This is a genomic window from Actinomadura sp. CNU-125, from assembly GCF_001942465.1.
Taxonomy (GTDB): Bacteria; Actinomycetota; Actinomycetes; order Streptosporangiales; family Streptosporangiaceae; genus Spirillospora.
Genome location: NZ_MKJY01000583.1, coordinates 14133 through 34814 on the forward strand (window position 1 = coordinate 14133; position 20682 = coordinate 34814).

Genomic DNA, 20682 nt, shown 5'->3' on the forward strand with positions numbered 1-20682 from the left:
GATTTAGGGTTGCTTCATGCTCGATCTGGAGCGGCTGCGCGCCCTGCACTCCGTGGCGACCTACGGCTCGGTCAGCGCCGCCGCCGACGTCCTGCACGTCACCACGTCCGCCGTCTCCCAGCAGCTCGCCAAGCTCGAACGCGAGACCGGCCAGAAACTCCTCGAACGCAACGGCCGGGGCGTCCGCCTCACCGACGCCGCCGAACTCCTCGTCGCGCACGCCGAACGCATCCTCTCCCTCGTCGAGCAGGCCCAGGCCGACCTCGAAGCCCACCGCGGCTCCGTCGTCGGCCAGCTCACCCTCGCCGCCTTCCCCACCGCCGCCCGCGGCCTCCTGCCGGGCGCCCTCCGCCGCCTCCGCGCCGACCACCCCGACCTCCGCGTCCTCCTCCGCGAAGAGGACCCGATGCGGAGCATGCCGCTCGTCCTGCGCGGCGACCTCGACATGGCCGTCGTCCAGGACTGGAACAACGAACCCCTCCCGCTCCCCGACGGCCTCCAGAAAGCCGCCATCTGCGACGACGTCGCCGACGTGGCCATCCCCGCCGGCCACCCCCTCGCGGGCCGCGACACCGTCGACCTCAAGGAACTCGCGGGCGACCCCTGGATCAGCTCCTCACCCGACAGCATCTGCTGCGACTGGCTCCTGCGCACCCTCCGCGCCGTCGACAGCGAACCCCGCATCGTCCACATGGCCTACGAGTTCGCCACCCAGCTCGCCCTCGTCGGCGCCGGCCTCGGAAACGCGATCCTCCCCCGAATGGGCCGCTGCGACGTCCCGACCGGCGTCGCGATCGTCCCCCTCTCCGCCCCCCTCTACCGCCGCGTCTACGCGGTCTGGCGCGAGAAGGCCGCCCGCCGCCCCGCGATCAGAGCGGCCCTGACGTGTTTTCTTGCGTCACCCTCGGCGTCAGGCCGCTAGGCGGCGTGTTTTCTGCGTCGCCCTCGGCGTCAGGCCCCAGGGGAACGGGCAACGCGTGCGATTGCTGCATCGCTCCGACTCTTGCTTAATGGCGGTGCCTGCGGTTCCGGGCGCCGGGGCGCCCTCCACCGCAGCCACCGCGTGCGATTGCTGCATCGCTCCGACTCGCCCAGGGGCTCGCTGCGCGATCAGATTCTCGCTTCGCTCGAATCTGGCTTCGCTCGCAATCGCAGTGGTTCCGGTCCGCTCTGGCTGAGGTTGGGGCTGAGGCGGGCGGGGCCGAACCTAACGGGGGGTTCGGGCGTCCCAAACGAGCGACGATCACATTGGTTGGAGGCGGTACGTGGCGGTCAGCGGCTATACGGAGGTTCGGGAACTCGGCGCGGGGGCGCAGGGACGGGTCGTCCTGGCGCGGCACGACGAGTCCGGCACCCTGGTGGCGATCAAGTACCTGACCGGGCACCCGGACGAGGCCGAGCGCGAACGCCTGCGGCACGAGGCCCGGATGCTCGGCCGGGCGGACAGCCCGCACGTCGCCCGCCTCTACAGGCTCGTCGAGGGACCGGACGGCGCCGCGCTCGTCATGGAAGCGATCGACGGCGTCTCCCTCAAAGTGATCCTCGAACGCGAAGGGGCGCTCGGCCCCGAAGCGTCCCTCGCCGTCCTCAAGGGCTCCCTCCTCGGCCTCTCCGCCGCCCACGCCCTGGGCGTCGTCCATCGCGACTACAAACCCGCGAACGTGGTCGTCCCCGCCGACGGCCTGAGCCGCCTCGTCGACTTCGGCATCGCGACCCCGGCCGGACAGGAAGCGGGCGCGCGGCACCCCGACTACATGGCGCCCGAACAATGGGACCGCCACACCGCCACCCCCGCCACCGACGTGTACGCGGCGACCTGCGTGTTCGTCGAGTGCGCCACCGGACGGCGTCCGTACACCGGCAACCGCGCCGCCCTCATGCTCGCCCACCGCACGGCCGAGATCCCCGTCGACACCGTCCCCGACCCCCTGCGCCCCCTCGTCGTTCGCGGTATGGCGAAGACGCCCGAAGAGCGCCCCGCCGCCGCGTCCGCCTTCATCGAGGAACTCGAAGCCGTCGCCGTAGACGCCTACGGCCCCGACTGGGAGCACACCGGCGTCCGAGCCCTGGCCGCGTCGGCCGCCGCCCTGGCCGCCCTCTTCCCCTTGGCGGCCTCCCTCCTCCCCGCGCCGCGGCACCCGCGGCCCAGGGGACCGGGCAAGCGGCCTTCGGTACGGGAAAGGCCGCCGCCGCAAAGGCAGGCGGTCTGAAGACGGCACTCGGGATCGGCGCGGCCGTCTGCGGAACGGCGGCCGTGATCGGAACCGGAACGGTGGTCGCGACGCAGCAGGACGACGACGGACGGACGCAAGCGGCAGCAACCCCCTCACGAACCGCCACCATCGTGCCCGTCAAGGGGTGCAGCCGGATGGTGCCGAACTCCAACGACCCCGACGGCATGTCGCCGCAGCCCGAAGCCCCGCCCGCCCCGACCGTCCGGCTCCCGCCGGTCGTGGAACTGCCGGACGGCGCGGCCGTCTACTACATCGGCGGCGGGCACCTGATCGGCCCCGCGAACGTCGAGTGCGACGGCCAGGTCGGCGCGTCGAGCGGCCTGCACCGGATCGGCGACCCCCTCGCGGGAGGCGGCGTCTACGAGTCGTTCAACTGGGCGGTCGGCCCGGTAGGGGCCATGCACTGCCGCTACTTCCCCGACACGGAACCCGCCGCGCGCCAGCGCGCGATCGTCCCGCAGTGCGGCGCCGACGTGCAGAAACGCGAGGAGTTGCCCAACATCGGCATGAGGGCCGCGATCACGTCCGGAGTCGCGATGGGCACGGACGCGCCCCCGTCCCCCTACGTAGCCGTCTCCCTGGCGGTCCTGCCCGGCCAGAACGACCCCTTCAAGGTGATCGACTGCGTCATGCCGTGGGAACGCCGCAACATCTGCAACGAGGCCCTCACCTACTGGCTGGTCCGAGAAACCGCCGAAGCCGAACCCGCCGAGAAGGCCCAAGACCAAGCCTCAACCCGAATCGCCGACTTCGTAGAAACGATCCGCCGCTGACCCCCAAACAGCCGTTCGCACCACCTCACCCCGGCCCCAGGCGGTTGGACGATCCCGGCCGGATGCCGGGCTGGGCGCCTCGGCCGGGGGCTCAGCTAGTGCGGTGTCCCACGAACGTCCGCCGGGCCGATGGCCCCCTCCCGACGTTGACCTGCGGCGTGTTGCCCTTATGGGCGCCCGAGTTAGGGCAACACGCCGCAGATCAACGAACCCGGCCATCACCCCAGCCAGAGCGGACCGGGACCACTGCGATTGCGAGCGAAGCCAGATTCGAGCGAAGCGAGAATCTGATCGCGCAGCGAGCCCCCCGGGCGAGTCGGAGCGATGCAGCAATCGCACGCGTTGTCCGTTGAAGGAGGGCCCCCAGGGCCCGACGCCGAGGACAACGCAAAAACACAGGTAGCCTGACGTCGCCATGACTGAGAAGACGATCGTTCACCTGCTGCGGCACGGTGAGGTGCATAATCCGGGCGGAATCCTCTACGGGCGGCTGCCCGGCTATCGGCTCAGCGAGGACGGTCTCCTCATGGCCAAGGCCGCCGCGAAGTGGTTCTCGGATCGGGACGTGACGGCGCTGTTCTCGTCGCCGATGCAGCGGGCGCTGGAGACGGCGGCGCCGCTGGCGGACGTGTTCGATCTGCCGGTGACGGTGGACGATCGGCTGACGGAGGCGGACAACCATTTCGAGGGGTTGACGTTCGGGGTGGGGGCGGGGTCGCTGCGGCGGCCGGAGCACTGGCGGTATCTGCTGAATCCGTTCAAGCCGTCGTGGGGCGAGCCGTATCGGGAGCTGGCGGCGCGGATGCGTTCGGCGGTGATCCGGGCGCGGGATTCGGCGCGCGGGCATGAGGCGGTGTGCGTGAGCCATCAGCTGCCGGTGTGGGTGCTGCGGTTGCACGCGGAGCGGCGCCGGTTGTGGCATCACCCGGTGAAGCGGGAGTGCGGGCTGGCGAGCGTGACGAGCTTGACGTTCGAGGGGAACCGGCTCGTCGAGGTGGCGTACTGCGAGCCGGCGGGCGGGCTCGGTGGGGAACCCGGTGTCGCGGGTGCCTGAGGGCGCCGGTAAGTTGTTGTACTACGACCTGTAGTAGTAGGAGGGTCCGTTGAGCCCCCGTGTCTTCCGTGTGCGCGCCGCCGTGGCCGTCCTCGCCCTGTGCGGCCTGCTCGCGGGCTGTGCCGGGACGGACGCGTCGCAGGACGGGGCGGGCGACAACCGGTTCGTGTCCGGCGACGGGAACGTGACCGAGTACGCGCCCGCCGACCGTGAGTCGCTCGGCAAGGTGACCGGGGAGTTCCTGGACGGGAAGCCGTTCGCGTTGTCGGACTACCGCGGCAAGGTCGTGGTGGTGAACTTCTGGGCGTCGTGGTGCGCGCCGTGCCGTGGCGAGGCGCCGTCGCTGGAGCAGGTGCACAAGGAGAACGAGGCGAAGGGCGCCGCGTTCGTCGGCATCAACTTCAAGGACTCGAAGCCGAACGCGGAGGCGTTCGAGCGCAATTTCGAGGTGTCGTATCCGAGCGTGTTCGACGGGGACGGGCGGGTGACGCTCGCGTTCCGCGAGGTGCCGCCGAACGCGATCCCGAGCACGCTCGTCCTGGACCGGCAGGGCCGGGTGGCGGCCCGGATCATCGGCGCGACGACGTACAGCAAGCTGAATCCGCTGGTCGCCGACATGCTCGCGGAAAAGTGAGCGCGGTGAACGAGACGGTCGTCGGCGGGTCGCTGGTGGCCGCGGCGCCGCTGGCGGCGCTGGCGGGGGTCGTGTCGTTCGCGTCGCCGTGCGTGCTGCCGCTGGTGCCGGGCTACCTGTCGTACGTGACGGGCATGTCGGGCGCGGATCTCGCGGACGAGCGGCGGGGGCGGCTCCTCGCGGGCGTGCTGTTGTTCATCGCGGGGTTTTCGGTGGTGTTCGTCAGCTACGGCATGGTGTTCGGGGGGCTCGGCCGGTGGCTGCTGGAGTACCAGGAGACGATCACGCGGGTGCTGGGCGTGGTGACGATCGTGTTCGGTCTCGCGTTCATGGGCCTGATCCCGGGGTTGCAGCGGACGGTGAAGTCGGGACGGCTTCCGGCGGCGGGGCTCGCGGGGGCGCCGGTGCTGGGCGTCCTGTTCGGGCTGGGGTGGACGCCGTGCATCGGGCCGACGCTGGGCGCGGTGCAGAGTCTCGCGATCACGGAGGCGAGCGCGGGACGGGGGGCGCTGCTGTCCGTCGCGTACTGTCTGGGGCTCGGGTTGCCGTTCGTGGCGGCGGCGCTGGCGTACCGGCGGGCGCTCGGGGCGTTCGGCGTGGTGAAGCGGCACTATCCGCTGGTGATGCGGGCCGGTGGCGGCATGCTGGTGCTGCTCGGCGTGCTGCTGGTCAGCGGCGTGTGGGGGGACATGACCATCGAGCTGAAGTCGTGGATCAGCGGCTTCGAACCGGTTATCTGACATGAGCGATACGGAGATCGAGAGCGGCACGCGTCCACCGGCGGCGCGGCAGGCCGCGCAGGACGTGCCGCGGCCGAAGGGGCTGGGCCCGCTGGGCTGGCTGCGCTGGGCGTGGCGGCAGCTCACGACGATGCGCACGGCGCTGATCCTGCTGTTCCTGGTGGCGCTGGGTTCGGTTCCGGGGTCGGTGTTCCCGCAGCGGGGGCAGGCGCCGGAGGACGTCGCCACCTACCTGGAGGAACACAAGACGGTCGGGCCGTGGCTCGACAAGTTCTCGATGTTCGACGTGTTCGCGGCGCCGTGGTTCGCCGCGATCTACATCTTGCTGTTCGTGTCGCTGGCGGGGTGCGTGATCCCGCGCGCCGCGAAGCACTACCGGTCGATGCGGGCGCGGCCTCCGGCGGCGCCGCGGAACCTGAAGCGGCTGCCGCAGTCGGCGTCGTTCGAGACGGACGCGCCCGCCGAGGAGGTCCTGGAGGACGCGCGCAGGGCGCTGCGGGGCAAGCGCTTCCGGGTGGACGTGTCCGGCGGTGCGGTGTCGGCGGAGAAGGGCTACCTGGGGGAGACGGGCAACCTGGTCTTCCACCTGGCGCTGCTGGCGCTGCTGTTCGCGCTGGGCCTCGGGAACATGTTCGGCTACCGGGGCAACATCCTGCTGACCGAGGGCGACACGTTCGCGAACTCGCTCAGCCTCTACGACCAGTTCGAGCCCGGACGGGTGTTCAGCGGCGACGATCTCCCGCCGTTCACCGTCCGGCTGGAGGACTTCCAGGCCGAGTACGAGACCGAGGGCTCCAACCGGGGGGCGGCGACCGACTTCACCGCGAAGGTCCACTACCGGGAGGACCCGCAGGGCGGGGAGAAGCCGTACGACCTGAAGGTCAACCATCCGCTGATGGTGGGCGGCGCGAAGGTCTACCTGCTGAACCACGGCTACTCGCCGGTGTTCACGGTGAGGGACGCGGAAGGGAACGTGGCGTTCAAGGACGCGGTGCCGTTCCTGCCGATGGAGACCCGCAACTACACGTCCGAGGGCGTCATCAAGGCGCCGGACGCGCGGCCCGACCAGCTCGCGTTCTACGCGATCCTGTGGCCGACGGCGGTCTCGACGGAGGACGGCGAGCAGATCGTGTCCGCGTTCCCGGGGCCGCTGCGGCCGGTCGTGACGATCTCGTCGTTCAAGGGCGACATCGGCCTCGACGACGGCACCCCGCAGTCGGTCTACAAGCTGGAGGGGCTCGGCAAGACCCTGCAGATGGTCAAGGACGGCCAGAAGCTCATGGAGCCCGGCGACACGTTCGAGCTGCCGGAGGGCGCCGGTTCGATCAAGTTCGAGGGCGTCCGGGAGTGGGCGAGCCTGTCGGTGAACCGCGACCCGGGACGCGTCCCCGCGCTGGTCGCGGCGATCCTCGCGGTCGCGGGGGTCGTGGCGTCCTTCATGGTGCGGCGGCGCAGGGTGTGGGTCCGTGCGGCGGCCGGGAAGGGCGGGCGTACGGTGGTCGAGGTCGGCGGCCTCACGCTGGGGAGCCCGACCGCGGAGTTCGATGACATCGTGGCCGCGCTGCGCGGCCCCGAGCAGGACGGGCCCGGTGCGGGCCCGGACGAGGGCGGATCCGACGCGGAGTCCGTCGACGACGGGCAGGGCGACGAGCCCGGAGCCGACCGGGAGACCGGCGCGGCGGACGATTCGAAGGAGTGACGAGGGTGGGCGACGCCGACCTCGCGAATCTGAGCGACAAGCTCATGCTGACGACGGTGGTGCTGTACATCATCGCGATGGTCGCGTACGCGGCCGACCTCGGCTTCGGACGCCGCCGGGTGCGGGCCGCCGAGGTCGAGGCGAAGGTCCTCGTCGGCGCGGCCGGGGCGGAGGCCGTGGAGACCGGGCCGTCCGGGACGGCCGCCGGGTCCGCCGACGAGGCGGCGGAGCGGACGCAGGTCGAACCGGCCAAGCTCGCGATCCTGCTGAACGTTCTCGGCTGGGGCGCGCACCTGGGCGTCATCGTGGCGCGGGGCCTGGCCGCGAACCGCTGGCCGTGGGCGAACATGTACGAGTTCCTCACCGCGATCGCGTTCGCCGCCGTCACCGCGTTCCTCATCGTGATGCTGCGCTACCGGGCCCGCTACCTGGGCGCGTTCGTGATGGTCGCCGCCGTCGTCGCGCTGGGCGTCGCCAACATCTGGCTCTACGACGAGGTCGGCCCGGTCAGCCCGGCGCTGAACTCGTACTGGATCGCGATCCACGTGTCGGCCGCGATCATCGCGACGGGCGCGTTCACGGTCGCCGGCGCCGCCACGATCCTCTACCTGATCAAGGCCCGTGCGGAGGCCCGGGGGAAGGTCGGCGAGCACGGCATCCTGGCCCGCATGCCGTCGACGGAGGGCCTGGACCGGCTCGCGAACGCCGTCACCATGTTCGCGTTCCCGATCTGGACGGCCGCGATCATCATGGGCGCGATCTGGGCGGACCAGGCGTGGGGCCGCTACTGGGGCTGGGACCCCAAGGAGATCTGGTCGTTCATTACCTGGGTTATCTACGCCGCGTATCTGCACGCCCGCGCCACCGCCGGGTGGAAGGGCCGCAAGGCCGCGATCCTGGCGCTCATCGCGTTCGCCGCGCTGATGTTCAACTTCTTCGGCGTGAACTACATGTTCTCTGGCCTGCACTCTTACGCCTGACGAGCCGAGCCCGCCGCCGGGCCCGGGGCCGCCGCCCCGGCCCGGCGGCGCTCGTGTGCCCGGCCCCGGTGACGGGCGTCCGGTTTCGGCGGTAATTAGTCACCCGGTCCCACGTCCTCCCCGAAAGTTTCCGTGACCGACGGGGATGACGGGATGTCGGGTTCCGGCTTACGCTTCCTCGGGGACCCCGCCCGCCCAGAGTGTCCGCGGGTCCCGTCGACAGAGGAGCCCGATGCGCTTCAAAGGCGTCCACCGCAAACCCCGGGAGTTCCGGAACCGGGCGTTCTCCCGCGGCGGGCCGTTCCGCCCTGCCGACCGCCCCGCCGACGGTCCCGCCGATCCGGGGTACGCGCCCTCGCCGCCCGACTCGGGACGGACGCCGGAGCCGCCCGGGACGCGGCCGCGCGGCAACCAGCCGCGGGACAGGTTCGGCCGGTTCCGCAAGGCCGGACGCGGCGACGCCTTCGCCCTCGCGGCCGGTGACGCGGCCACCGTGGAAGCCCCCGAGACCGATGCCGGCCCGGGCGGGGACCGGACGGCCGAGGGGTTCGGCGGACGGTACGGGCGGCGGCCGGGCGCGGGGCGGCGCGCCCCGGGCGACCTGTCGTGGCGCGACTTCGAGCTCGACGACGGTCCGCCGCGGGTGGAGCCGCACCCGCCGGGGACGCCGCACGCCGCCGACGGCCGCCGGAACTGCGGCGTCCTGGAGCGGATCCTGCACCGGCAGTGGGACGTCCGGGACGGGCCGCCGACGCCGGAGGTGATCCGCGCGGTGGAGAGCCTCGCCGGGCTGCCGGACGCGCTGAAGGAGCGGCTCGCGGCCGGGCTGGACGGCGTGTACGTGGGGCCGGGCGGAGTGCCGCAGCTCGACGACATGGGCCACCTGCGCGACCGTCCGCTCCCGTCGGGACGGGCGACGTGGGACGTGTGCGCCGGGGCCTACGGCGACCGCAAGATCGTCGTGGGGGACCGGCCGTCACCGACCCCGGACGTGATGCTGCACGAGGTCGGGCACGCGCTCGACGACATCGAGGGCGGCACCGGGTGGGCGTCGGACGGGGCGGCGTTCCGCGCGCTGTACGCGCAGTGCCGTCCGCACCTGGCGAGCGACTTCCACAAGCAGCCGGACGCGCTGGGCCGCCGCGAGTTCTTCGCGGACGCCTTCGCGGCGATCTCCTCGCGCCAGCGGCCCGCGCTCGTCGACATGCTCGGCGGCGACATCCGCACCGCGCTGGAGGTCATGCTCTTCTTCAACCGCACCTTCGGGATCTAGGGTGTGTGTTCCGCGGCACACACCAGAGGATCCCGTGATGGCAGACGATGGTGATCGACGATGTACGTGATCCGGCTCCCCGACGGCACGCTCCGGGTCCCGCACAGCGTGCTCGCCGAGCCCGGCGAGGACGGGACGGGCGACGGGCGCGGCTCCGCCCGCGGTACCGGCCGCGTCATCGCCGACGCCTATGTGGAGGTCGGTCCCGGCGACCCCGACTACGACCGGCTGCTGGCGCAGTCGCTGACCGAGGAGGAGCTGGCGGAGCGGCGGCGCGGCTGGCGGGAGGGCGACGCGGACCTGCTGCGCCGGTTCGAGGAGTGGAAGGCGGGCGAGGCGGAGGAGTAGCCGCCCGCGCGGAGCGATCGCCGGAACCGGTTCCCCCGAGAACCGGTTCGCCCGTTCGGCGGCGGGTGGGGCGACGGGCGCGGACCGCCGTCCCAGGCCACCTGTGCTTCGATGCCGGACGCGCCGGGCGGGGCGGCCGACGGGCCCGGTCAGTGCCCGGGGTGACTTCCCACCGGCTCCTCGCCACGCAGCAGCGCGTGGACTTCCGACTCCCGGAAGCGGCGGTGGCCGCCAGGGGTCCGGATGCTGCTGATCCGGCCGGCCGCGGCCCAGCGGGTGACCGTTTTCGGATCAACCCGGAAGAGGGCGGCGACCTCTCCTGGGGTCAGCAGGCGCTCGCTCGTGCTCTCCACGTTTTCTCTCCCCCTTTGTCCCGCTCTCGGCGCGGGTGGACTGTTTACAGTGTGGCGGGTCAAGACCGATTTCTCCCTTGTTTTCGCAAAACATGACAGGGTGTAGTTCCATGAGCTGGAGTGATGACGTTCGGTGACTGCGTCATGAGCCACTGGCGCCCCGCCGACCCCGGCTGACCTGCCATGTCACGGTCGTGACGTCCGCGGAGCGGCCGCGACGCAATAGTCTCCGAGCATGTCCGATCTTGTGACCCCGACGGAGATCGAGCGCGCGGCCGAACGGCTCGCGGGAGTCGTCGTCCGCACCCCGCTCGTCCCGTTCCCGGGCGACCCCGGCGGCCCGGCACTGCTGGTCAAGGCCGAGTCGCTGCAGCCGATCGGCGCGTTCAAGCTCCGTGGCGCCTACACCGCCATCTCGCAGCTCCCCGAGGCCGAACGCGCGCGCGGGGTGGTGACGCACTCTAGTGGCAACCACGCCCAAGCCGTGGCGTTCTCGGCGCGCGCGCTCGGAATCAAAGCCGTGCTCGTCATGCCGCACAACACCCCGGCCGTGAAAGTGGACGCGTGCGTCGCGCTCGGCGCCGAGATCGTCTACGTGGAGCCGAATTCCGCGGTGCGCGAGGAGACCGCCGACGCGCTCGCCGCCGCGCACGGGTTCGCGCTGATCCCGCCCTACGACGACCCGCGGGTGATCGCGGGCCAGGGCACCTGCGGGCTGGAGATCGTCCAGGACCGCCCGGACGTCGACGTCGTGCTCGTCCCGGTGAGCGGCGGCGGCCTGCTCGCGGGCGTCGCGGCGGCGGTGAAGGCGCTGCGCCCGGACGCGAAGGTGTTCGGAGTCGAGCCCGAGCTGGCGGCCGACGCGCGCGACTCGTTCCACGCCGGGCACCCGGTCGGCTGGGACGCGGCGGAGACCGGACGGACGATCGCCGACGCGCTGCGCGTCCAGCGGATCGGCGCGCTGCCGTTCGCGCACATGCGCGAGTACGTGGACGGCGTCCTCACCGTGACCGAGGACGAGATCAGGCGGGCGATGCGGCGGCTCGCCCGCGAGGCGCGGCTGGTCGCCGAACCGGCCGGGGCGGTCGCGACCGCCGCGTACCTGTACCGCCGCGACGAACTGCCCGCCGCCCGGACGTTCGTGTCGATCCTGTCCGGCGGGAACGTCGACCCGTCCCTCTTCCAGGACGTCTATCGCTGACCTGCTGCGAGGTCACGGAAGGGGCCGGGTAGGCTCGAAGGGCCATGCGTTCCGTATTCCTCTACACCCTCGCCCGGTTCGTGATCTTCGCGGTGACCGCCGGGGTGCTCGCGCTGTTCGGCGCCCGCGGTTTCCTCCTGCTGATGCTCGCGCTGCTGGTCAGCGGCGTCATCAGCTACGTCCTGCTGTCGGCGCAGCGCGACCGCCTCTCGGCGGCGGTCGACGGCAAGTGGCAGCGGTTCCAGGCGGGCCGCACCAAGGAAGACGCCTAGGTCCTCCCGCCCGGGGCCTCCGGGAGCCCCGCCGGCGCCGAGGCGCCGCAAGGGTCCGGCGCACCGCCTCTTAGGCTGGGGCCATGACCCGCGCCTCACTCGATAAGAAGCCCGCCGACGTCGCGGCGATGTTCGACGGGACCGCCGAACGCTACGACCTGCTCAACACGCTGATGACCGGCGGCCAGGACCGGCGCTGGCGGCGGGAGGCGGTGCGGGCGCTGGACGCGCGGCCCGGCGAGCGGGTCCTCGATCTCGCGGCCGGGACCGGGACGTCGTCGGTGCCGTTCGCCGACGCGGGCGCGTCCACCGTGGCCTGCGACTTCTCCCTCGGCATGCTGCGCGTCGCGTCCGGCGGCAGGCGGGGACGCCGCGGCTGAGCTTCGTCGCCGGGGACGCGCTGCGGCTGCCGTTCGCGGACGCCGCGTTCGACGCCGTCACGATCTCGTTCGGCCTGCGCAACGTCGCCGACACCGTCGGGGCGCTGCGCGAGCTGCGCCGGGTGACCCGTCCCGGCGGGCGGCTCCTGGTGTGCGAGGTCAGCCATCCCCCGAACCCGCTGCTGGCGTTCGGGCACAAGGCGCACCTGAAGTTCGGGCTGCCGCTGCTGTCGCGGGTCAGCTCCAACCCCGATTCCTACCGGTATCTGGCCGAGTCGACCCTCGCCTGGCCCGACCAGGCCGGGCTCGCCCGGCTGCTGCAGGAGGCGGGCTGGGAAGCCGTCCGCTGGCGCGACCTGACCTTCGGCGTCGCCGCGATGCACCATGGGACGAACCCGGGGTGACCCCCCGGCGACCGGGTGATCTTGGGACCGGTCCAAAACTGGAACGCCCCAGAAGTACCCACTGACCGTGATAAAGGAATAGACTCCCCACCGGAACCTTGTGAAGTACTTCACAAGCGAACGAACGAAGAGGACCATCGTGACCGACTCCACCCGACACGCCGATGTCATCGTCGTCGGGGCGGGCCCCGCCGGATCGTCCACCGCGTACTGGCTCGCCCAGGCCGGCCTCGACGTGCTGCTGCTGGAGAAGGCCACGTTCCCGCGGGACAAGATCTGCGGCGACGGGCTCACGCCGCGCGCCGTCCGGGCCCTGATCGGCATGGGCGTCGACATCAACGACCCCGGCTGGGGGCGCAACAAGGGGCTGCGGATCTACGGCGGCGGCGTGAAGGTCGAACTGCCGTGGCCGGAGCTCGCGAGCTTCCCCGACTACGGTCTCGTCCGTAAGCGCACCGACCTCGACCAGCTGCTCGCCGAGCACGCCGCGAAGGCCGGGGCCCGGCTGCTGACCGGCTGCAACGTCACCGGCCCGATCCTGGACGAGCGCACCGACCGGATCATCGGCGTCACCGCGAAGTACGAGGGCGAGGACGTCGAGTTCCGCGCGCCGCTCGTCGTCGCCGCCGACGGCAACTCGACCCGGCTGTCCCTCGCGATGGGGCTGCGCCGCCGCGACGACCGCCCGATGGGCGTTGCCGTCCGCCGCTACTTCGAGACCCCCCGCCACGACGACGAGTACATGGAGGCGTGGCTGGAACTGTGGGACGGGCAGCGCCTCCTCCCCGGTTACGGCTGGGTGTTCGGCGTGGGCGACGGCACGTCCAACGTCGGGCTCGGCCTCCTCAACACCAGCAAGGCGTTCCAGAACGTCGACTACCGCGGCATGATGCGCAGCTGGTGCGCGCAGATGCCGGAGGAATGGCAGTTCGACGAGGAGCACGCGACCGGCAAGATCCGCGGCGCGGCGCTGCCGATGGGCTTCAACCGGCAGCCGCACTACACCCGCGGAATGCTGCTGGTCGGCGACGCGGGCGGCATGATCAACCCGTTCAACGGCGAGGGCATCGACTACGCGCTGGAGTCCGGGCGGCTGGCCGCCGACCTCATGGTGCAGGCGCTCGCCCGCCGCACCCCGGCGCAGCGCGAGCGGACGCTGCACGAGTACCCGCGCATCCTGAAGGACGAGCACGGCGGCTACTTCACGCTGGCCCGCGTGTTCGTGCAGGCCATCGGGGACCCGCGCGTCATGAAGTTCCTCACCGCGCACGGCCTGCCCCACCCCACCCTGATGCGGTTCACCCTGAAGCTCCTCGCGAACCTCACCGACCCCAAGGGCGGCGACGCGATGGACCGGGTCATCAATGCGATGCAGAAGGTGGCGCCGGCGGCTTGAGGTTCCTTGGAGGCGCTCCATGAGCGCAAAGTTTCGGCAGGTGAGCGGGTTGATTCGACGTACCCGACCCCCTGAGGGGAGTGCTATTGGTCACCTTGGCTAGGGTGACGGACCGTGCTCGTGACAGATGTCACGAGCTTGTAAAGGGTCGCGTCGCCCCGTACAGCGTCGTACGTTCCGAGGAGAGGCAGTAGAGACATGGATCTCTATGTACCGATCATTGTGCTGGGGGTGCTCGCGGCCGGCTTCGCGGTCGGCTCCGTGGCGATGGCCTCGGTCACCGGGCCGAAGCGGTGGAACCGCGCCCGCCTGGACGCCTACGAGTGCGGCATCGAGCCGACTCCCCAGCCGGTGGGCGGCGGACGTCCCGATCAAGTACTACCTGACGGCGATGCTCTTCATCGTCTTCGACATCGAGATCATCTTCCTTTACCCCTGGGCCGTCGCCTTCGACCAGATGGGGATCTTCGCCCTAGTGGAGATGGTCCTTTTCATCGTCACCGTGCTCGTGGCGTACGCCTACGTGTGGCGGCGCGGCGGTTTGGAGTGGGACTGACTTATGGGTCTTGAAGAGAAACTTCCCTCCGGCTTCCTGCTGACCACGGTCGAGCAGGTCGCGGGCTGGGCGCGGGCCAGTTCGATGTGGCCCGCGACCTTCGGCCTGGCCTGCTGCGCGATCGAGATGATGGCGGCGGGCGACCCGAAGCACGACTTCTCCCGCTGGGGAATGGAGCGTGCCTCGGCGACGCCGCGGCAGGCCGACCTGATGATCGTCGCGGGCCGGGTGAGCCAGAAGATGGCGCCGGTGCTGCGGCAGATCTACGACCAGATGACCGAGCCCAAGTGGGTCATCGCGATGGGCGTGTGCGCGTCGTCCGGCGGCATGTTCAACAACTACGCGATCGTGCAGGGCGTCGACCACGTCGTCCCGGTGGACGTCTACCTGCCCGGCTGCCCGCCGCGGCCGGAGATGCTCATCGACGCGATCATCAAGCTGCACGACCAGGTGCGCAACACCAAGATGGGCCCGCAGCGCGCGAAGCAGATCGAGGAGCTGGAAGAGGCCAAGCGCCGCCGCCTGCCTCTCCTTGGACAGGGGGCCTGAGCGATGAGTTCGCAGAATCCCGAGCAGCAGGCCGAGCAGGCGGCGGACCGGCTGCCCGCACAGGCCGAGGACGAGCGCCGCGAGCAGCCGATCGTCCGCACGGGCATGTTCGGCGCGAAGACGACCGGCGACACCTCCGGGTACGGCGGTCTCGTCGTCCGGCAGTCGCCGAAGGTGTCGGCGCCGCGCCCGTACGGCGGGCCGTCCGGCACCGCCGAGGCCGGTGAGTTCGACGACGTCGCCGACTCCCTGGAACGCGCCCTCCCGGACTTCGGGGACGCGATCGAACGGGTCGTCGTCGACCGCGGCGAGCTGACGTTCTTCGTGAAGCGCGAGCGTCTCGCCGAGGTCGCGCGGACCATGCGGGACGACCCCACGCTGCGCTTCGAGCTGTGTTCGAGCGTCTCGGGGGTGCACTACCCCGACGACACGGGCGCGGAGCTGCACTCGGTCACGCACCTGCTGTCGATCACGCACAACCGGCGCGTCCGGCTGGAGGCGACCTGCCCCGACGCCGACCCGCACCTGCCGTCGCTCGTGCCGGTCTACCCGACGGCCGACTGGCACGAGCGGGAGACCTACGACTTCTTCGGCATCGTCTACGACGGTCATCCGGCGCTCACCCGCATCCAGATGCCCGACGACTGGGTCGGCCACCCGCAGCGCAAGGACTATCCCCTCGGCGGCATCCCCGTCGAGTACCGCGGAGCGGAGATCCCGCCTCCCGACGAGCGGAGGTCGTACACGTGAGCAGCACGAAGTACACCGAATACGACGCCTACGCCGCCGAGGAGGCGGCCGAGGGCCGCGTCTTCGACGTGAGCGGCCAGGACTGGGACCAGGTCATGTCCGGCGCCCAGGACGCTGGCGACGAGCGGCTCGTCGTCAACATGGGGCCGCAGCACCCGTCCACGCACGGGGTGCTCCGGCTGATCCTGACTCTCGACGGTGAGACGGTCACCGAGTGCCGGGTGGGCATCGGGTACCTGCACACCGGCATCGAGAAGAACATGGAGTTCCGCACCTGGACACAGGGCACGACGTTCTGCACGCGCATGGACTACCTGGCGCCGATCTTCAACGAGACGGCGTACTGCCTGAGCGTGGAGAAGCTGCTGGGCATCACCGACCGCATACCGGAACGGGCCCAGATCATCCGCGTGATGATGATGGAGCTCAACAGGATCTCCTCCCACCTCGTGGCGATCGGCACGTTCGGTCTGGAACTGGGCGCGACGACGGTCATGCTCAACGGGTTCCTGGAGCGCGAGTACACGCTCGATCTCTTCGAGGAGATCACGGGCCTGCGGATGAACATGGCCTACGTCCGTCCGGGCGGCGTCGCCCAGGACCTGCCCAGTGGCGCGCTCAGCAAGATCCGTGACTATCTGGACCGGATGCCGAAGCGACTGCAGGCGATGCGGAAGCTGCTGGACGCGAACCCCGTCTACCTGGCGCGCACGAAAGACATCGCTCACCTGGACCTTACCGGGTGCATGGCGCTCGGCATCACCGGCCCCGTCCTTCGCGCGACCGGCATCCCGTGGGATCTGCGCAAGTCACAGCCCTACTGCGGCTACGAGACCTACGACTTCGAGGTCGCCACGGTGGAGTCCGCGGACGTCTACGGGCGCTACCTCGTCCGCATGAAGGAGATGGAGGAGTCCCTCAAGATCGTCGAGCAGTGCTACGAGCGGCTGCAGTCGGTCAAGGGCCCGGTGATGATCGAGGACAAGAAGATCGGCTGGCCCGCGCAGCTGGCGATCGGCGCGGACGGCATGGGCAACTCGCCCCGCCACATCGCGCACATCATGGGCACCTCGATGGAGGCGCTGATCCACCACTTCAAGCTGGTGACGGAGGGCTTCCGGGTCCCGTCCGGGCAGGCGTACGCGCCGATCGAGTCGCCGCGCGGCGAGCTCGGGGCGCACGTGGTCAGCGACGGCGGCACCCGCCCGTACCGGGTGCACTTCCGCGAGCCGTCCTTCGTCAACCTGCAGGCCACGCCCGCGATGGCGGAGGGCAGCATGATCGCGGACGTCATCGCGGCCGTGGCCAGCATCGACCCGGTCATGGGGGGAGTGGACCGATGACGTACGAACCGGACGTCCTCGGCGGGCTGGAACGCGACGCCAAGGAGATCATCGCGCGGTACCCGAAGCCGCGGTCGGCGCTGCTGCCGCTGCTGCACCTGGTGCAGTCGGTCGACGGGCACGTCACGCAGGACGGCATCGAGTTCTGCGCCGAGCAGCTCGGGATCACGGCCGCGCAGGTCACGGGCGTCGCGACGTTCTACACGCAGTACAAGCACGCGCCGGTCGGCGAGTACCACGTCGGCGTCTGCATCAACACGCTGTGCGCGGTGATGGGCGGCGACCAGATCTGGTCGGAGCTGTCCGAGCACGTCGGGGTGGGCCACGACGAGGCCACCGATGACGGCAAGGTCAGCCTGGAGCGGATCGAGTGCAACGCGGCCTGCGACTTCGCGCCGGTGATGATGGTCAACTGGGAGTTCTTCGACAACATGACTCCCGAGAAGGCCAGGCGACTGGTCGACGACCTGCGCTCCGGTAAGGAAGTGCTTCCTTCACGCGGGCCGAACAAGCTGTGCGGCTGGAAGGACGCGTCGCGCGTCCTCGCCGGGTTCCCCGACGGCCGCGCGGGCGAGGGCGTCCAGGCCGGGCCGGAGTCGCTGCGCGGCCTGGAACTGGCGAAGGAGCGCGGGTGGGCGGCGCCGCCGTCGGACGTCGATGCGGCGCGGCCGGACGAGCCGGTGCGGCCGTCCGAGATCACCGACCCGCCGCCGAACGAGCCCGGCGAGCCCATCGGCGGCGACGTGAAGCCGGGAACGCAGGAGGGGCGCAACAAGTGACGACGCTGACTCCGATCCTCACGAAGAACTGGGATCAGGCCGACTCGTTCACCCGTGCCGGCTACGAGCGCGAGGGCGGCTACAAGGCGCTGCGCAAGGCGCTGGCGATGGACCCCGACGACATCGTCCAGCAGGTGAAGGACTCCGGCCTGCGCGGGCGCGGCGGCGCCGGGTTCCCCACCGGGATGAAGTGGGGGTTCCTGCCGCCGAGCAGCCCGAACCCGCGCTACCTGGTGGTGAACGCGGACGAGTCCGAGCCGGGCACGTGCAAGGACATCCCGCTGATGATGGCGAACCCGCACGTGCTCGTCGAGGGCGTGATCATCAGCTCGTTCGCGATCAAGGCGAACACCGCGTTCATCTACGTGCGCGGCGAGGTGCTGCACGTCATCAGGCGCCTCCACCAGGCGGTCGCGGAAGCATACGAAGCGGGTTACCTCGGGAAGAACATTCTCGGGTCCGGGTTCGATCTGGACGTCGTCGTCCACAGCGGCGCCGGTGCCTACATCTGCGGCGAGGAGACGGCGCTGCTGGACTCGTTGGAGGGGTTCCGCGGTCAGCCCAGGCTGAAGCCTCCCTTCCCGGCGGTGGCGGGCCTTTACGGCGGACCCACCGTTATCAACAACGTCGAATCGATCTCGTCGGTTCCCTCGATCGTCGGGAACGGACCGGAATGGTTCGCCTCGATGGGCACCGAGAAGTCCCAGGGGTACGGGATCTTCTCGCTGTCGGGGCACGTCACCCGCCCCGGCCAGTACGAGGCGCCGCTCGGCATCACGCTGCGCGAACTGCTCGACATGGCGGGCGGGATCCGCGCGGGGCACCGGCTGAAGTTCTGGACGCCCGGCGGTTCGTCCACGCCGATCTTCACCGACGAGCACCTGGACGTCCCGCTGGACTTCGAGGGCGTCGGGGCCGCCGGGTCGATGCTCGGCACCCGCGCCCTGCAGATCTTCGACGAGACGACCTGCGTCGTCCGGGCCGTGCTGCGCTGGTCGGAGTTCTACGCGCACGAGTCGTGCGGCAAGTGCACGCCGTGCCGCGAGGGGACGTACTGGTACAAGCAGATGCTCAAGCGGCTGGAGGCCGGCAACGGCGAGGAGGCGGACCTCGAAACCCTCCTCGACCTGTCCGACAACATCCTCGGCCGCGCGTTCTGCGCGCTCGGCGACGGTGCGACGAGCCCGGTCGTCTCGTCCATCAAGCTGTTCCGGGACGAGTACCTGCAGCACTTCGAGCAGGGCGGCTGCCCGTTCGACCCGGCCGAGTCCACCCTCTGGGCTGAAGGAGGCGCCCGATGAGTGCTACTGTGAGTGGCGGTTCGGCGGCCCAGAGTGCTCCCCGCGTACGCGGGGGTGGTCCCGACGTGCAGCCCGCCGAAGAGATGGTGCAGGTCACCATCGACGGGTTCGAGATCGAGGTGCCCAAGGGCACGCTCCTCATCCGGGCCGCCGAGCTGCTCGGCATCCAGATCCCGCGCTTCTGCGACCACCCGCTGCTCGACCCCGTCGGAGCCTGCCGCCAGTGCCTGGTGGAGGTCCCCGACATGGGCAACGGGCGCGGGATGCCGAAGCCCGCCGCGTCCTGCACGACCACGGTCATGCCCGGCATGGTCGTCAAGACGCAGCTGACCTCGAAGGTCGCCGACAAGGCGCAGCACGGGGTCATGGAGCTGCTGCTGATCAACCACCCGCTGGACTGCCCGATCTGCGACAAGGGCGGCGAATGCCCGCTGCAGAACCAGGCGATGTCCAACGGCCGCGGCGAGACCCGCTTCACCGAGACCAAGCGGACGTTCCCCAAGCCGATCCCGCTGTCCAGCCAGGTGCTGCTCGACCGGGAGCGCTGCATCCAGTGCGCCCGCTGCACCCGGTTCTCCGACCAGATCGCCGGGGACGCGTTCATCGACCTGTTCGACCGCGGCGCCAAGGAGCAGGTCGGCGCGGCGGACGGCAAGCCGTTCCAGTCGTACTTCTCCGGCAACACCGTGCAGATCTGCCCGGTCGGGGCGCTGACCGGCGCCGCCTACCGGTTCCGGTCGCGGCCGTTCGACCTCGTCTCGCAGCCGAGCACCTGCGAGCACTGCGCGGCCGGCTGCGCGCTGCGCACCGACCACCGGCGCGGGAAGATCACGCGGCGGCTGGCCGGGGACGACCCGCAGGTCAACGAGGAATGGAACTGCGACAAGGGCCGCTGGGCGTTCACCTACGGCACCCAGCCCGACCGGCTCACGCACCCGCTCGTCCGGAACGAGGACGGGGAGCTGGAGATCGCGTCGTGGCCGGAGGCGCTGACGATCGCGGCGCGCGGCCTCGCCGCCGCGCGCGGGTCGGCCGGGGTGCTGGCCGGCGGGCGCGGCACCCTGGAGGACGCCTACGCGTACGCGAAGTTCGCGCGGATCGCGCTCGGCACGAACGACGTCGACTTCCGGGCCCGTCCGCTGTCGGGCGAGGAGGCGGACTTCCTCGCCTCGTCGGTCGCGGGCCGCTCGATCGAGGTGTCGTACGGCGACCTGGAGAAGGCGCCGGCCGTCCTGCTCGCCGGGTTCGAACCCGAAGAGGAATCGGCGATCGTCTTCCTGCGGCTCCGCAAGGCGTCCCGCAAGAACGGCCTGAAGGTGTACGCGGCGGCGCCGTTCGCCACGCGCGGCCTGCGGAAGGTCGGCGGGACGCTGCTGCCGACCCGTCCGGGCGCGGAGGCCGAGACGATCGGCGCGCTCATCTCCGACGGGTCGTTCGCGGACGTCCGGGGGCTGCTGGAGACGCCGGGCGCGGTGATCCTCGTCGGTGAGCGGCTCGCGACGAGCCCCGGCGCTGTCGGCCGCGGTCCGGCTCGCCAAGGCGACCGGCGCCCGGCTCGCCTGGGTTCCGCGCCGGGCCGGGGACCGCGGCGCGGTCGAGGCCGGGGCGCTGCCCGGGCTGCTGCCGATCGGCCGCCCGGTCGCCGACGACGACGCCCGCGCGG

20 protein-coding genes and 2 pseudogenes are annotated in these 20682 nt (G+C 71.1%); 21 read left to right on the top strand and 1 reads right to left on the bottom strand.

Annotation, left to right across the window (positions count from 1 at the left end):
- Positions 1 to 16: 16 nt before the first annotated feature.
- The 10 genes from BJF79_RS46280 (at position 17) to BJF79_RS46325 (ending at position 9735) form a co-directional block, all read left to right on the top strand.
- Positions 17 to 922 (top strand): LysR family transcriptional regulator, encoded by a 906-nt coding sequence (locus tag BJF79_RS46280; RefSeq protein WP_075906998.1) that lies wholly within the window; start codon positions 17 to 19, stop codon positions 920 to 922.
- Positions 923 to 1265: 343 nt separating this feature from the next.
- Positions 1266 to 2210 (top strand): serine/threonine-protein kinase, encoded by a 945-nt coding sequence (locus BJF79_RS46285; RefSeq protein ID WP_075906999.1) that lies wholly within the window; start codon positions 1266 to 1268, stop codon positions 2208 to 2210.
- Between the two features lie 44 nt (positions 2211 to 2254).
- Positions 2255 to 3007, top strand: coding sequence for a hypothetical protein (locus BJF79_RS46290; RefSeq protein WP_075907000.1), 753 nt, complete (start codon positions 2255 to 2257; stop codon positions 3005 to 3007).
- Positions 3008 to 3422: 415 nt separating this feature from the next.
- Positions 3423 to 4061: a histidine phosphatase family protein gene (locus BJF79_RS46295; RefSeq protein ID WP_075907001.1), complete on the top strand. Its 639-nt coding sequence runs from the start codon at positions 3423 to 3425 to the stop codon at positions 4059 to 4061.
- Between the two features lie 49 nt (positions 4062 to 4110).
- The gene (locus BJF79_RS46300) at positions 4111 to 4695 is read left to right on the top strand and encodes a TlpA family protein disulfide reductase (RefSeq protein WP_075907002.1); all 585 of its coding nucleotides are present in this window, start codon (positions 4111 to 4113) and stop codon (positions 4693 to 4695) included.
- A gap of 5 nt (positions 4696 to 4700) precedes the next feature.
- Positions 4701 to 5435, top strand: coding sequence for a cytochrome c biogenesis CcdA family protein (locus tag BJF79_RS46305; RefSeq protein ID WP_075907015.1), 735 nt, complete (start codon positions 4701 to 4703; stop codon positions 5433 to 5435).
- Position 5436: 1 nt separating this feature from the next.
- Positions 5437 to 7134, top strand: a complete 1698-nt coding sequence (locus BJF79_RS46310; RefSeq protein WP_075907003.1) for a cytochrome c biogenesis protein ResB — start codon at positions 5437 to 5439, stop codon at positions 7132 to 7134.
- A 5-nt stretch (positions 7135 to 7139) separates the two neighbouring features.
- Positions 7140 to 8114, top strand: coding sequence for a c-type cytochrome biogenesis protein CcsB (ccsB, locus tag BJF79_RS46315; protein WP_075907004.1), 975 nt, complete (start codon positions 7140 to 7142; stop codon positions 8112 to 8114).
- A gap of 232 nt (positions 8115 to 8346) precedes the next feature.
- Positions 8347 to 9387, top strand: a complete 1041-nt coding sequence (locus tag BJF79_RS46320) for a hypothetical protein (protein WP_075907005.1) — start codon at positions 8347 to 8349, stop codon at positions 9385 to 9387.
- 60 nt (positions 9388 to 9447) lie between these two features.
- Positions 9448 to 9735 carry a hypothetical protein gene (locus BJF79_RS46325; protein ID WP_075907006.1) on the top strand — a complete coding sequence of 96 codons (288 nt, stop codon included), beginning with the start codon at positions 9448 to 9450 and terminating at the stop codon, positions 9733 to 9735.
- Between the two features lie 149 nt (positions 9736 to 9884).
- Here the strand turns inward: BJF79_RS46325 and BJF79_RS46330 are convergent, their stop codons facing one another.
- A complete protein-coding gene (locus tag BJF79_RS46330; protein ID WP_075907007.1) occupies positions 9885 to 10088 on the bottom strand; it encodes a BldC family transcriptional regulator in 204 nt (67 codons plus the stop codon).
- 235 nt (positions 10089 to 10323) lie between these two features.
- Here BJF79_RS46330 and BJF79_RS46335 point away from each other — a divergent pair, with 235 nt between their 5' ends.
- The 11 genes and pseudogenes from BJF79_RS46335 to BJF79_RS46385 all read left to right on the top strand — a co-directional run.
- Positions 10324 to 11289 carry a threonine/serine dehydratase gene (locus tag BJF79_RS46335; RefSeq protein ID WP_075907008.1) on the top strand — a complete coding sequence of 322 codons (966 nt, stop codon included), beginning with the start codon at positions 10324 to 10326 and terminating at the stop codon, positions 11287 to 11289.
- A gap of 44 nt (positions 11290 to 11333) precedes the next feature.
- Complete coding sequence (locus BJF79_RS46340; protein ID WP_075907009.1) at positions 11334 to 11561, top strand: DUF4229 domain-containing protein; 228 nt, start codon at positions 11334 to 11336, stop codon at positions 11559 to 11561.
- A gap of 83 nt (positions 11562 to 11644) precedes the next feature.
- Positions 11645 to 12345, top strand: a pseudogene (locus BJF79_RS46345) (demethylmenaquinone methyltransferase).
- 139 nt (positions 12346 to 12484) lie between these two features.
- Positions 12485 to 13741 carry a geranylgeranyl reductase family protein gene (locus BJF79_RS46350; protein WP_075907016.1) on the top strand — a complete coding sequence of 419 codons (1257 nt, stop codon included), beginning with the start codon at positions 12485 to 12487 and terminating at the stop codon, positions 13739 to 13741.
- 198 nt (positions 13742 to 13939) lie between these two features.
- A pseudogene (locus BJF79_RS46355) lies at positions 13940 to 14297 on the top strand (NADH-quinone oxidoreductase subunit A).
- Between the two features lie 3 nt (positions 14298 to 14300).
- Positions 14301 to 14846 (top strand): NuoB/complex I 20 kDa subunit family protein, encoded by a 546-nt coding sequence (locus BJF79_RS46360; RefSeq protein WP_075907010.1) that lies wholly within the window; start codon positions 14301 to 14303, stop codon positions 14844 to 14846.
- Between the two features lie 3 nt (positions 14847 to 14849).
- Positions 14850 to 15596, top strand: coding sequence for an NADH-quinone oxidoreductase subunit C (locus BJF79_RS46365; protein WP_075907011.1), 747 nt, complete (start codon positions 14850 to 14852; stop codon positions 15594 to 15596).
- A gap of 95 nt (positions 15597 to 15691) precedes the next feature.
- Positions 15692 to 16939: an NADH-quinone oxidoreductase subunit D gene (locus tag BJF79_RS46370; RefSeq protein WP_187357154.1), complete on the top strand. Its 1248-nt coding sequence runs from the start codon at positions 15692 to 15694 to the stop codon at positions 16937 to 16939.
- Positions 16936 to 17718 carry an NADH-quinone oxidoreductase subunit NuoE gene (gene nuoE, locus BJF79_RS46375; RefSeq protein WP_075907013.1) on the top strand — a complete coding sequence of 261 codons (783 nt, stop codon included), beginning with the start codon at positions 16936 to 16938 and terminating at the stop codon, positions 17716 to 17718. Before BJF79_RS46370 ends, nuoE begins: the two co-directional genes overlap by 4 nt.
- Positions 17715 to 19019, top strand: a complete 1305-nt coding sequence (gene nuoF, locus BJF79_RS46380) for an NADH-quinone oxidoreductase subunit NuoF (RefSeq protein ID WP_075907014.1) — start codon at positions 17715 to 17717, stop codon at positions 19017 to 19019. Before nuoE ends, nuoF begins: the two co-directional genes overlap by 4 nt.
- Positions 19020 to 19084: 65 nt before the next feature.
- A partial coding sequence (locus BJF79_RS46385) for an NADH-quinone oxidoreductase subunit G (RefSeq protein ID WP_262403574.1) occupies positions 19085 to 20682 on the top strand: 1598 nt, incomplete at its 3' end.

Excerpts from the sequence above, each read along its gene's own strand:
- BJF79_RS46280 (WP_075906998.1), top strand. The coding sequence starts at position 17 with ATGCTCGATCTGGAGCGGCTGCGCGCCCTGCACTCCGTGGCGACCTAC.
- BJF79_RS46360 (WP_075907010.1), top strand. The coding sequence starts at position 14,301 with ATGGGTCTTGAAGAGAAACTTCCCTCCGGCTTCCTGCTGACCACGGTC.
- BJF79_RS46325 (WP_075907006.1), top strand. The coding sequence starts at position 9,448 with ATGTACGTGATCCGGCTCCCCGACGGCACGCTCCGGGTCCCGCACAGC.
- BJF79_RS46340 (WP_075907009.1), top strand. The coding sequence starts at position 11,334 with ATGCGTTCCGTATTCCTCTACACCCTCGCCCGGTTCGTGATCTTCGCG.
- BJF79_RS46370 (WP_187357154.1), top strand. The coding sequence starts at position 15,692 with ATGTCCGGCGCCCAGGACGCTGGCGACGAGCGGCTCGTCGTCAACATG.
- BJF79_RS46310 (WP_075907003.1), top strand. The coding sequence starts at position 5,437 with ATGAGCGATACGGAGATCGAGAGCGGCACGCGTCCACCGGCGGCGCGG.
- BJF79_RS46295 (WP_075907001.1), top strand. The coding sequence starts at position 3,423 with ATGACTGAGAAGACGATCGTTCACCTGCTGCGGCACGGTGAGGTGCAT.
- BJF79_RS46335 (WP_075907008.1), top strand. The coding sequence starts at position 10,324 with ATGTCCGATCTTGTGACCCCGACGGAGATCGAGCGCGCGGCCGAACGG.
- nuoE (WP_075907013.1), top strand. The coding sequence starts at position 16,936 with ATGACGTACGAACCGGACGTCCTCGGCGGGCTGGAACGCGACGCCAAG.
- BJF79_RS46365 (WP_075907011.1), top strand. The coding sequence starts at position 14,850 with ATGAGTTCGCAGAATCCCGAGCAGCAGGCCGAGCAGGCGGCGGACCGG.
- BJF79_RS46320 (WP_075907005.1), top strand. The coding sequence starts at position 8,347 with ATGCGCTTCAAAGGCGTCCACCGCAAACCCCGGGAGTTCCGGAACCGG.